The following is a 12,314-nucleotide window of genomic DNA, read 5'->3' as shown; positions in this document are numbered from 1 at the left end:
AATATGCCCACCGTGATCACCTTTGTATCCCCTGCTCAAAGATTGAGCAGGGCATTCAATCACGTGGGTCAAAATTCGATGAAAATTTTCAGCTCTAGTGGGTCAGTTCTGTGCGGACATCAACAATCTGTCACCAGCATCGCCCTCGCCAGCGTCGTTATCCTCATTGTTCGCCAAGCTGTCACAGGGCGGTGCTATTGAGCCAATGCGGGGTCGGCATAAAGGAGCCACCTGAGGGGCGGCATATAAGCGCCAGTAGCATTGAGGCGAGGACGCGGTTCGAACTTTCCGAGTCGGTACGCTCCGTTCTTTTTGAACGGAGCGTCCATGACCAACAGGAAGTTCGAATTGTTTGAGTACCGCCAAGTCCTTGTCCGCATGCGGCAAGGCGACTCCGATCTCGACGTAGCGCGCGCGGTTTGATGGGTCGCAAGAAACTGACGTCCGTGCGCCGCGAGGCGGACGCACGTAGTTGGCTGGATTCAGTGCAGCCGTTGCCGGACGACGCCACGATCGCAGGTGTCAGTACCTCGATGACCGCGAACTTCGTTCTGGACGCACTTGAGCAGGCGCTTTACGTCCGTCGGTCCGGTGACGATGGATCTCTTATCCGTCACTCTGATCTCGGGGCCCATTACGTCAGCATTCGCTATAGCGAGCGATTGGCCGAGGCTGGCATCAAGCCGTCGGTAGGCAACCGGTGCGACAGTTACGACAACGCGCTGGCGGAAACGATCAACGGTCTGTACAAAGCTGAACTGAATCACCGCCGCACCGCCTGGAAAACGTGTGAGTCCGTCGAATTGGCTACGCTGGAATGGGTGGCCTAGTTCAATAACCATCGGCTGATGGAACCACTCGGCTATATTCCGCCCGCCGAGGCTAAGGCAAACTTCTATCGACAACGAAAACAGATTACCGGTGAACCGCTATTAACTTAAGCCAACCAGCCTCCATGATTTCCGGTACGGTTCATACTCCTGACCAGCTTAGAAAACAAGGGTATCGATAAACGTTCTTTCCACGGTCATGGCGATAGCCTTCTGAAACACAGATGACTGTGAATTGGCGACGACCCCGGTATTCGCACCTGCTCGTGCACCAGCCGATCGACGACGAGTTCGTCGCGCACGCACGCGTCGCATTCCGGTAATCTGCTCGCTTCCGCCAGCGGGATGAGCAAGATCGGCGATCGTAGGCAGTTCAAGCGCGGCCGCACCACCGCGACGACGCCCAGCGCAGCGACCGCGGCTGCAAAGCGCGAGATCGGCGGCGCCCCGAAGAAGGCGCCAGAAATAGCACGGCCAGCACTCCGGTGCCATCCGTCAGGCCGAGAACAACGTCAGTTACGGCACCGCAAATCACGCGCCGGAACAGGTCGTCACGCGTCAGTAACTCTTGTACGGCAGGAACTTTCCAGACAGCACAACGTTGACGCGATCACCCCTCGGATCGGCCTCGCGCTGGATGTCCATCGAGAAATCGATGGCGCTCATGATGCCGTCGCCGAATTCCTCGTGGATCAATTCCTTGATCGTCGTGCCATAGACGCTCACCACTTCATACCAACGGTAGATCAGCGGATCGGTCGGCACCGGCGTCGGCAGCGAACCCTTGTACGACACGATCTGCAGCCACGCGACGGCTTCGTCGGAAAGTTCAAAAATCTTGCCGATGGTTTCCGCCTGGGCCTTGTCGAGCGTCATCTGACCGAGACATGCAGCGGTTGCCCATTCTTTCGAAAGACCGACGCGGCGTGCCACATCTACCCATTTGATGCCCTTTCGAACTTTGGCTGACACGATCATCTCTGTCACTTGCGAGCGGCTAGTAATCACGAAACTCTCCTGTAAAAAAGGTGTAACAACATAAGTGCAAATACCCGACTACGCTAAACGCGCGGCGCGACTTTGCTCGAGATTGACGACGGCGTTCGGATTCGCGTCCAGCCTGACGACGCGCGTCGACTTGTGAGGACTCTTGCCGTCTTCTATTTCCTGCTGAATTAGTGCCGATCGCCGCACAAGGAAATCGATCAAATAATTTCGTATTACGTAGAATTGTGGCTCGTTGACAAGCGTTTCGCGTGTCCGGTCTCTCGGTAGCGGATTGACAACAATCTCCGCCAAGCGTGCACGGGGACCATTACTCATCAAAAAAATTCTGTCGGCCAACAATATGGCTTCATCGACATCGTGCGTGATCATAAAAACGGTCTGATTGGTCGCCGCACAAATCCTCAGCAGCTCGTCCTGAATGACACCTCGCGTGAGCGCATCGAGTGCGCCAAACGGTTCGTCCATCATCAACATTCTCGGCTCGACCGAAAACGCACGTGCGATACCGACTCGCTGCTTCATGCCACCCGACAACTCGGACGGCTTCTTGTCTACCGCGTGCGACAGCCCGACCATGTCGAGAAATCGCAGCGTGTGCTCGGTGATTGCGGCTCTGCTCCAGTCCGGATGACGCGAACGTACGGCGAACTCCACATTTTGCTTCGCGGTCAGCCACGGCAACAGTGCATGCCCTTGAAATACCACCCCACGATCGAGACTCGGGCCCGCGATTTCTCGCCCCGCCATCACCGCCACCCCGGACGATGCTTCCTCGAGTCCGGCAAGCACATTAAGGATCGTACTCTTGCCGCACCCAGAATGCCCGATAACGCAGATGAACTCACCCTGGTCCATGCGAAACGTCACGTCTTCGAAGACGGGGGGTACGTCCTCACGATACTGCTTCGAGAGTTCGTCGACTTCGACGAAAGCTTGCCGCGAACTGGCACGACCATCATTACTCGGCATAGGTCACCTTCCTTTGCAGACGCGCAAACATCAGATCGAGAACCATGCCTACGACACCGATGACCAGCACGGCGAAGATCACGTTCGGCAGTGAGAAGTTGTTCCACTGGTTCCAGACGAAATACCCGATCCCGGTCCCACCGACCAGCATCTCTGCTGCGACGATCACGAGCCATGCAATACCCATCGATATCCGCATTCCCGTGACGATCGTAGGCGCAGCAGCCGGCAGAACGATCTGGAATGCTTTGCGCATCGGCTGGACCTCGAGTGTCCGCGCGACATTCAGCCAGTCCTTGCGCACGTTCGCGACGCCGAACGCGGTGTTGATCAGCATCGGCCAGATCGAGCAGATGCTGATCACGAAGATGGCGGAAAGCGACGCATCCTTGATCGTATAGAGCGCAATAGGCATCCATGCCAGTGGAGAGATCGGCTTGAGCAACTGGATGAACGGGTCGAACGCGCGGTACAGAACCGGTGACATACCGATGACAAATCCAAACGGAACAGCGACGACGACCGCGAGCAGATAGCCTCCCGCAACCCTCATCAACGACCATGCCAGCTGTATACCGATGCCCTTGTCGTTGGGGCCATGATCGTAGAACGGATGGGCGAGATTACTCATTCCGACTGCGAGAAACTGCGCCGGCGTCGGAAAGCCGTCGTGCCGCGTCGCGCCGGCGTCATCTCCTGGCACCGGTTGGCCCATCAACTTCGCATATTCGATCTGCTCGGGTGTCACATGCAGTTGCGGCGTCTGTCCTTGCTGCGTCGTGGCAATCTGCCAGACCAAAACGGCCAGACACAGCACGAACAGCGAAATCAGCGCAGCGCGCACGCGAAGTGTCGCTTTCATGGGGGATTTCACTTCACGCTCTCCTGATCGAAAAACTGGAGACATAGCCCTTGGGATCAGCCGGATTGAACTCGCGTCCCATGATCGTGTACGTCTGGAAACCGCTCGCAGGATCCATCGTGCTCGAGAACGGGTCGGAAAGTTCCTTCATGCGTGCCCGCGCGTCTGTAAGCAGGAAAACCTTTCGCGCGAGCGAGGCATAATCGACATCGCTCTTGATGTACCCCCAACGACGCATCTGCGTGAGCATCCAGGTTGCCATCGAGTACCATGGTATCGGGTTGAAGTCCGCCCGGTCCGGTTCGTTACGTACGTTGCCGAGACCGTCCGCGTAGTGCCCACTCAAAGCTTGTAGAACAACCGTTTCTGGCTGGTTCAGATAGTTCGGCGTCGAAATCGCTCTGGCGATCGCGGGCCGGTTTTCGGCCTTGTGTGCGCTCGCCGACGCTTTGAAAAGCGCACGGAACAGCGCCGCAAAAGTATTCGGATTCTGCGTGATGAATTCCTGTGACACGCCGAACGCGCAACACGGGTGGCCATTCCAGATGTCCTTCGACAAGATGTGGATGAAGCCGATTTGGTCGTACACCGCACGTTGATTGAATGGATCTGGCCCCAGGAACCCGTCGATATTGCCCGCGCGCAGGTTAGCGATCATTTCGGCCGGCGGTGTCACGCGCAGTTGCACGTCGCGATCGGGATCGATACCGTACTCCGCGAGGTAGTAGCGCAATAGGAAATTGTGCATCGAATACTCGAACGGGATTGCGAACTTGAAACCCTTCCAGTTGCGCGGGTCACGATTGTCCTTGTGCCGCAGCGCAAGCGTAATCGCCTGACCATTGATGTTCTCGATTGCCGCCACACGCATCGGCTGCGGCGACGACCCCAGCCCGACGGAAATAGCCAGAGGCATCGGCGCGAGAAAATGCGACGCGTCGAGTTGACGGTTGAGCATCTGATCGCGCACAAGCGCCCATCCGGCGGTCTTACTGAGTGTGACGTTGAGCCCCTGTTCCTTATAGAATCCCAGTGGATCCGCCATGATGAGCGGCGTCGCGCAGTTGATCGGGATGAAGCCGATTTTCAGAGCCTTCTTTTCTATCGCGCCGGGCCGCTCGCCAGCCATCGCCTGAAGGGCAGCCAGCGGCAACACGCTCGCGATCGCCGCGCGCGCTACGCTGCTTCCGACGGCCTTCAAAAACCTGCGGCGAATCAGGTCGTTGGGAAAGAGAGCGCGCACGACTGCAGCCTCGACGAAGTCCTGCGATAGTGCATCCGCATCCTCGCGACGGACAGCCAGCCGCGCGTTCGCCGCCGACTCGTGTTCGGATTGGTTCAGGTGCTTACCGCACGAGCAACCATTGAGCGATCGATCGGCGCTGTAGGGTTGGTACAGGTTGTCATTCATGCTCACGGGACCCTATGTATCGGACAGTTGAAAGGCGATTCACAGAAAGACGGGCGCTTCGCATATCACACAACCTGTTGCGGCGTCGCACGCCCCGCTACGAGGCGTGCGACTCGCTCCGCGCCAAGCCACTGCTCGGCGACGATACTGTCGTCGCAAGTCGTCGCTTCGCGCCATATGCCATTCGCGCGAGGCAAACCGTGAACCACAATTGGGAACGCGCGCGTCTTCAAACGAATGACAGGTGTTCCGTGCTGGTAACCTTGGTGCGTCAGTCCCAAAACATGATGCGCGAGCGCATTCGCCTGCCGTGCGATGGGTTCGATGAAACGGCACGGCACTCCATCGATGCTGATGCAATCGCCTACGGCATAGATGTCCGCATGACTCGTCTGCATGGTCCGTGCGTCAACGACAATTCCGTTGTCGAATGCGAGTCCTGCGTCGCGCGCGAGCCGCGATTCCGTCTCAAGTCCGGTCGCCGCCACCACCTCGTCGACGAACAGGGCGTCGCCGTCACGTGTCACGACGCGCTTGCAGCCATCGGCGGCAATCTCGATTTGAGCGATACGGGTCGAACCGAGGAAACGGCAACCCAGCAAGTCCAGCTCAGCGCGCAAGCGCTTCGCGACGAAGTCCGGTACGAGTCCACGCAGCGGCTCCGCGTTGATGTCGATTAGCGTGACCGCATGACCGGCCTTCGTGAAGTCCTCGGCAAGCTCGACGCCGACCATGCCCGCACCGACTACGGCTACGCGACGCGCCCCGTTGCTCAATCGCGCATGCAAACCTTGCCAGCCGACAAAGTCATTCACGCGCCAGCACAGCTCTGCCGGAAGCGACGCGGGAAGCGCGGGCCGCGATCCTTGTGCGAGCACCAATTTCGTGTATCGAAAACTGCCGCGCGTCGTGCGTAACTGACGCGTACGCGACGAAATGCCAACGACGAATGTGTCTGCGATCACGCGAACGCCGAGCCGGCGGGCCGCATCGGCGGCCGGATCGCGGATCATGTCGCCCGGCGCCAAACCGCGGCTCAACGCGACCGAAATTTCCGGCTTGTGGTAGCGGTCCCCCTTGCAAGCGGTCACGAGGGTGATAGGGACTTCGCGATCGAGTGCGCGCACGGCCTCGGCCGTGCTCCATCCCGCGATGCCCGCGCCGACGATCACAACGCCGGCGATCTTGGCGTTCGTCACTGCACCAGCCTCGTGCGCCCGCGGCAGTTCCTGTTCGAGAATTGCGTCGCACGGCTCGAAATCGGCTTTGGTCACACCGCAAAGAGGGCATTCCCAATCGTCCGGAATGTCTTCGAATCGCGTGCCGGGCACGAGACCGCTGTCCTCGTCGCCCAATTCTTCGTCATAAATGAGACCGCAGGCGCGACACAGAAATCGTCGCCACGGCGGCATATCGAGGGCATTCATACAGGCATCTCCTCACGGGACAAACGGTCCATCTCCCAGCGCAGGTGCTTGATCGCCGGGGTCACAATCGCAACAAAGTGCGCTTCGCGCACACGGCGCTGGGGAGCAGCGCTGGAGAGATACCCTCGAGCCCCCTGATGCAGCAGTGCAGACTGCGACGCGCGTAGTGCGAGTTCGGCACCCTGCGCGCGCGCATCTAGCACGCTCACAAAATAGTCCTTGCTTCCGTCGTAAGGCGTTTGCGCAAGCATTGCGACTTGCTCCGCCAGTTCCGCGTATTCGGCCTCGAGGTCATTCGGGCGGTCATGTAGAAAGCGGTTCACGTGACCGAGGACCGGTTCGACCTCGCGCATCGAATCGATGCTTCCCTGCGACACGCCCAACGCCATGCCCACTTGCAGCAAAACGAACACCGCGCGGATGCGGGCGATGAAAGGACGTGCAGGATCTGCGATCAGCATGTCGTCGCCGACGAATAGTTCGTCGACCCGCACGCCCCACGTGCTGGTTCCTTCCATCCCAGAGAACTCTGGGCACTGACGCAAGTGCACCTGATCTGTGCAACGGACCAAAAACATGATTTCGTGCGACAGCGAACCGTCATCGCGATACACGCCGGCCATCGCGCCGAAGTGGTGTCCCGGTGCGATATGGCTGACCCAAGGCAGTGCGCCGCTCACGCGATACCCACCGGGCACAGCCACCGCACGCAACGACATCTTCTCGATACCGGCCAGTGCCTTCATCGGATTCGACAGTGCAGTGCCGCCAAAACTGCGGCCCATCATGTGCTCTCTAAGTAACTCACCGGTGAGCGCCGGATTGCCCGACTGCTCCATATACAGTCCGCAGACGTCATGACACCACGTCATGAAGCCTGTCGATCCGCATCGGCGGCTGATCGCGCGCATCGCGTCGATCGACAGCGCGATCCGATCGCCGCCGCACGTCAAATGCGCACCAAAGGCACCCACCGCTCCCAGCGACGCCATGATGTGTAATGGGTAAAACCCGTCATGGTCGATACGATGGGCAACTTCGGCCAATTGCTTGTCAGCAATAGCAGTGACATCCGCGATGATCCTGTCCGTAGGCCAGGATGAGTCGAGCAGGCTGCCCGAATAATCACTAACGTTCATGGTGCGTCTTCCAGAGGGCGGTGGGCATGCAATGCTCGATCAGTCCGCCAGCGAAATGCTGAACTGAACGGGATTGCGCATCGTGTTGGCGACCGGCGAAAAGAAGTTCGCGTGCTCGACAATCTCCTTCAATTCTTCGCGACTCGCGTCGCCCTCGATCTGCACCCTGACGCGGATCTCCTGAAATCCCATCTGCGCTGGTACACGATCCGCGCCGCCCGCCCCCCATGCCGCCGTGTTGCCGATATCACCCTCGAGCGAAATCTCGAGACGTGACAAGCGGACCTGGCGGAACGTCGCGACTGCAGTGATGCCGACGCCGAGGCAACCTCCGAGCGCGGACAGCGCAATCTCTCCGGGCGCCGGAACGGTGTTTTCGCCGAACAGATGAAGCGGCTCATCGACAACGACGGGGTTGTGGTCGCCCACATAGCTCCACGAGCGAAATTGCCCCTTCATCACAGTGCGCACCTTGTTGGTGCCGCGACGCTCCGGGTTGTCGCGTCCTGATGCCGCGAAATTTAGAAGCCCGTCGCGATCGATCGGACGAAGGAAAGTTTCGATGGTTTCAGTCGTGGCAGTAGTCAAGATAATCTCCTGTTCGGTGCGGCACCAACGGTGTCCACGTTTCATCTCAAACGACCATCAAGCGGTCACAGACACTAATACAAGAGTTATGCCAGGCGATTTTTTTTCGATCTACGTACTTGTTTTAATGAATAAAATAAATTTTTAAGCACTGCCGTGGCAACAATTAGAAGAGTGACAATCACGTCGACATTGTTAACAATGTCGACAATGTCAATTGTCAGATCTGGCTTCGCCCGCGGCCACCAACGCACAGCGGCTGATATAACTCCTGCTGTCAATCAGGATCGGCTTTTCGGTCTTCAAATGCATGTTGTCCGATTTTCCTGAGGGCGACGCAGCAGTATGTCTCGACGGTGAATCACGCTGATATCCACGGGCTGGTTATCGCATTACAGAGGTCCGCCCTATGAGCCTGCCGCAATCTAGGACCGCAAGTCGAATCAGACTCGTTGCGTAGCCGCGTCGCGGGCTACTCGCGTGCCAGGCTACGCCGCCTTCAGGAAACTCCTTCTCGAGTGGTTGGGGTGATTCAAGCGTTGTTCAAGTGTCGCGCTACGCCATGCACACCTCGGACCGGACTGCGAGTGACATCACGTGTCGGCTGATGTCCCAGATGACGCCACTGAGTTCGCGCGCGGCCGCAATCACCGCGATATTCTTTTGCTTGCCGCGTGCGACGAGCTTCCGATAGCGCCGACACAGGTGCATCTGCGCATACCGCGCGGTCGACGACGGACTTGGGGATGCCTTCGCGGCTAGGCTGGTTCCGGGACTCACGCGGGCCGGGCACTGGTAGCTTCAGGTGGCTTCGACGAGCAGCTTTCTCTCATCGCTGTTGCCATTCTTGGGGATGCTGCCGTGACGACGCTTCTCGCGTGACGAGTGTTCGCCCGGCGTCACCTCAGCCAGGTCATCAACTTGCGTGGGTGCACGAAGCGTGACAGCTAGCCCAGCTCGGCGCGCACGCCCACTGCTTGGTGCACTGCACGCCGCGCATCGTCTGCAGACACAACATCGCCGGATACAGGCGCCAGTGGACAACCGCCTCGCGCAAGGCTGCCTCCAGCCGGTACATTGCGCGAGGCGGTCCTCAATCGTGCGCCAATGCCCCTCCAACGCCAGTTTCTGCCATACGCTGTCGCACGCAGTCTTGCTCAGCCAAAGCACCGGTGCGCCGGCCCCTAGTCGGCTCGACGCGATATAGCGCACACCACGCTAGGGTAGAAAGGCTTTCAGCCGCTGCCGTGTCGGCTTCCGATCGTCCTTGGCGCTAACCGAGGTACGGACCACATCGTGAAACGCTTCGTCTTCGACGCTGGGCACGTAGACCACTGAAAGGTCGCGGCAGGTAGCAATCGCACCAGCATGATCCCGTCGCGACGATCAGCCTTCCTCCATTCTCCCGGCTTCGCAGGAATCAAGGACGGCGCGCACACCATGCAGACGCAACCCTTCTGCGCGAGTTGTCGGTAAAGCTCATAGCCGAACGGGCCAGCCTCGTATACGCACGCTGATGCATCGGGCGTTCGAATGCAGGGGCTTTCATAACCGATCGATAGCCATCCAGATCGTATAGATCTCGCCAAGCAGTTCGACCAAGCTCGCGCCGAACGCATAGGCGATTGTGATCAAGTCCTTATGGGCATCGAGACCGACAGACAGCGTGCCATCGTCTTCCATGCTGACTGCCACGGTGCAAATCGCCGCGTGCGGTCCTGACCACACCATGCGGCTCTGGCAGCGATGCCAACCCGTCTTTGTCGCCTTGCGACAGGCAAGCCCGACCTCACGGGAGTCGTACCGACTAGGACTTCACGACTTTCTTCCAGCGGTAATTGAATTGCCTCGGCGTGAGTCCGAGTATCTGAGCTGCGCGCGACTTGTTTCCGCTCGTGCGCAACGCTTCCTTAAGTTGCTCCGCCGTATGCGAATTGTTCGTCAGATAAGGCCGCGCGACGGAGGCGTGATGATGTCCCGGCAGCGACCGTTCCACCGAAGCCTTCTTATCCACGAGTTCCGCAGCGGGCATGAAGCGATCGATATCGTCAGCCTCCAGAATAGCTTTTTCCGCAAGTAGCACGACTCGCTCGATGAAGTTCGACAGTTCGCGAATGTTTCCTGGCCATGTATGCTCTTCCAGACGCCGATAGGCGTCGGCCGATAGGCTGACATTACGCTGGTTCGCCTGATTCGTCCGGTTGAGGAAATGCAGCGCCAACGCACGAATATCGCTTTTTCGCTCGGCAAGCGACGGGAGTGTGATCGGAATGACATTCAACCGATAAAACAGATCCTGCCTGAAGCGCCCTTCGCTCACTTCTTTTTCGAGCGTTCGATTCGTCGCCGCGACAAGCCGGATATCAACGCGAATCTCGTGCTTCCCACCGAGTCGTGTGATCATCCCCTCCTGAAGTGCGCGCAATAACTTGCCTTGCATCGACAAGGGTAACTCACCGATTTCATCGAGAAAAATGGTCCCCGACGACGCCTGCTCGAATAGGCCCTGTCGGCCTGTGTTCGCTCCAGTGAATGCACCACGCTCATACCCGAACAGCTCCGACTCGAATAGTGAGTCGGGAATTGCCGCGCAATTCACCTTGATGAATGGCTTGTCGCGTCGCCGGCTCGCGAGGTGGAGCGCCCTCGCGAATAGTTCCTTACCAGTGCCCGATTCCCCAAGCAACAGGACGCTAGCCGTCGCATCCGATACTCGTTCGAGCTCGGATATCGCCTTGAGCAATGGCGCCGATGTCCCGACGATCCCATAGCGAGCGCTTTCGTGTTCCAGCGCATGCAAAAGGATGCGATTTTGTTCTTCGAGTGCGCGTGTCTTTGCTTCGAGAATCGTCTGTAGTTGCAGCAACTGTCCAATCAATGTTGCGAGGATGCGTAGCATCGACACATCGTTCGCGATCGCGCGATGACGTGTGCGAATGCGATGGCAGGCGAGTACGCCGACCGTCTGATCGTCGATGCGAACGGGCAACGCGATAAACGAAACAGGACCCGGCGGTAGATCTTTGCGCGCGACAGCACGTGCAAGGAAAACATCGTCGCGATCGATATTTTGCACGATCACCAATTGTCCATGGGCGAGCACGTGGCCTGTCACGCCTTCGTCGAGACGGTAGCGGCCACGGTCGATTTCGGACCGCGTTAAGCCGTATGCATGCCTGATCCGGCAGGTCTCGCCATCGGGATCTTTGAGAACCACACGGCCACGATTCAAACCGAGCAGTTCCGACATCAAATGCAAGATCTCCCTCAGGACGATATCCGGAGTAAGGCTCTTCCCTACCAGATTCATGACATTCTGGAAGAGCAACATCTCCTGCTCGCGCCAAAACGCAGGAGAATCACTTTCACGACTCAATTGCTTGTCAGGAAGTTTCATACGGGACCACACACCAGAGCGATGCATCGAGTCTACTCGCGCCAATTTTCCCCGCACAATTCCGATCGCACCGATCGGTTCAAGGTTCGGGCTGGTTCACTCCGGGCAGCGACCGAAGCGGAATCAGCGGACTCAACACACAACTCATCAAGTGCACTGACCCCAACAGCAGCTTCTCGGCGCCTCTCGATTCTGCCTCCACATCGGTGACAATCAGGAGTGCCAGCGCCATCAGTCACTTCCAAAGGCTTCATGGCACTGCCGTTGTGAGGTCGGGCAACAGTCACAGCACAATTCTTCGATCCGGTCAGTGGAACAGCGGTGCATGCGAACTCGAAGCACGGCCGTGCCTCTGCGTCGCCTGGCAATTATCGGTGTAGCCCTCACACGCAACGTTTCAGAAAGCCACTCCTCGCCCTCTCAATCCGGCACTCGTTGGTCGACCGACGAGAATTGCCTGAAGGTAAGAAAAGACAATGTCAACAATGCGCTTCCGATACCAACGGCCAGCGGAAAAATCCAGTTGGCATGGGGCATGACCTGTGGCAAAAGACCGACTGAACCGCCCCGGGAATCATGGAGGCTGGTTGGTTTAAGTTAATGCGGGTTCAGTGGTAGCTGTTTCAAGTTGCCGATAGTAGTTTGCCTCAGCTTCGGCGGGCGGGATATAGCCGAGGGGTTCC

9 protein-coding genes and 3 pseudogenes are annotated in these 12,314 nt (G+C 58.3%); 3 read left to right on the top strand and 9 right to left on the bottom strand.

Annotation, left to right across the window (positions count from 1 at the left end; translation table 11 throughout):
• The 3 genes and pseudogenes from HWX25_RS33315 to HWX25_RS32060 all read left to right on the top strand — a co-directional run.
• Positions 1–201 (top strand): hypothetical protein (locus HWX25_RS33315; protein WP_208457058.1); only part of this gene is annotated, 201 nt, incomplete at its 5' end.
• Positions 202–327: 126 nt separating this feature from the next.
• Positions 328–524 (top strand): annotated as a pseudogene (locus HWX25_RS32065) (IS21 family transposase); the annotation flags it as partial.
• Positions 522–941, top strand: a pseudogene (locus tag HWX25_RS32060) (integrase core domain-containing protein); the annotation flags it as partial. The pseudogenes HWX25_RS32065 and HWX25_RS32060, both read left to right, overlap by 3 nt.
• Positions 942–1,388: 447 nt before the next feature.
• On the opposite strand, the gene cynS reads toward HWX25_RS32060, so the two are convergent.
• The 9 genes and pseudogenes from cynS to HWX25_RS32015 form a co-directional block, all read right to left on the bottom strand.
• Entirely contained in the window at positions 1,389–1,838 is a 450-nt protein-coding gene (gene cynS, locus HWX25_RS32055) for a cyanase (protein ID WP_175912573.1), read from the bottom strand.
• 48 nt (positions 1,839–1,886) lie between these two features.
• Positions 1,887–2,807, bottom strand: coding sequence for an ABC transporter ATP-binding protein (locus HWX25_RS32050; RefSeq protein ID WP_175912571.1), 921 nt, complete (start codon positions 2,805–2,807; stop codon positions 1,887–1,889).
• On the bottom strand, positions 2,797–3,669 hold the full coding sequence (gene ntrB, locus HWX25_RS32045; protein WP_175825393.1) for a nitrate ABC transporter permease: 873 nt from the start codon (positions 3,667–3,669) through the stop codon (positions 2,797–2,799). The genes HWX25_RS32050 and ntrB overlap by 11 nt, the downstream gene beginning before the upstream one ends.
• 13 nt (positions 3,670–3,682) lie before the next feature.
• Positions 3,683–5,080: a CmpA/NrtA family ABC transporter substrate-binding protein gene (locus HWX25_RS32040; RefSeq protein WP_043179554.1), complete on the bottom strand. Its 1,398-nt coding sequence runs from the start codon at positions 5,078–5,080 to the stop codon at positions 3,683–3,685.
• A 65-nt stretch (positions 5,081–5,145) separates the two neighbouring features.
• Positions 5,146–6,507 carry an FAD-dependent oxidoreductase gene (locus HWX25_RS32035; RefSeq protein WP_244135331.1) on the bottom strand — a complete coding sequence of 454 codons (1,362 nt, stop codon included), beginning with the start codon at positions 6,505–6,507 and terminating at the stop codon, positions 5,146–5,148.
• A complete protein-coding gene (locus HWX25_RS32030; protein WP_175912569.1) occupies positions 6,504–7,646 on the bottom strand; it encodes an acyl-CoA dehydrogenase family protein in 1,143 nt (380 codons plus the stop codon). Before HWX25_RS32030 ends, HWX25_RS32035 begins: the two co-directional genes overlap by 4 nt.
• Before the next feature lie 39 nt (positions 7,647–7,685).
• The gene (locus HWX25_RS32025; protein ID WP_051889732.1) at positions 7,686–8,279 is read right to left on the bottom strand and encodes an OsmC family protein; all 594 of its coding nucleotides are present in this window, start codon (positions 8,277–8,279) and stop codon (positions 7,686–7,688) included.
• 510 nt (positions 8,280–8,789) lie between these two features.
• Positions 8,790–9,917 (bottom strand): annotated as a pseudogene (locus HWX25_RS32020) (IS110 family transposase).
• 124 nt (positions 9,918–10,041) lie between these two features.
• On the bottom strand, positions 10,042–11,631 hold the full coding sequence (locus HWX25_RS32015; RefSeq protein ID WP_051889733.1) for a sigma-54-dependent Fis family transcriptional regulator: 1,590 nt from the start codon (positions 11,629–11,631) through the stop codon (positions 10,042–10,044).
• Positions 11,632–12,314 lie beyond the last annotated feature (683 nt).

It is taken from the genome of Burkholderia sp. BCC1640 (assembly GCF_902833125.1).
GTDB classification, from domain to species: domain Bacteria; phylum Pseudomonadota; class Gammaproteobacteria; order Burkholderiales; family Burkholderiaceae; genus Burkholderia; species Burkholderia diffusa.
This window is presented reverse-complemented; position numbering and strand designations above follow the sequence as displayed.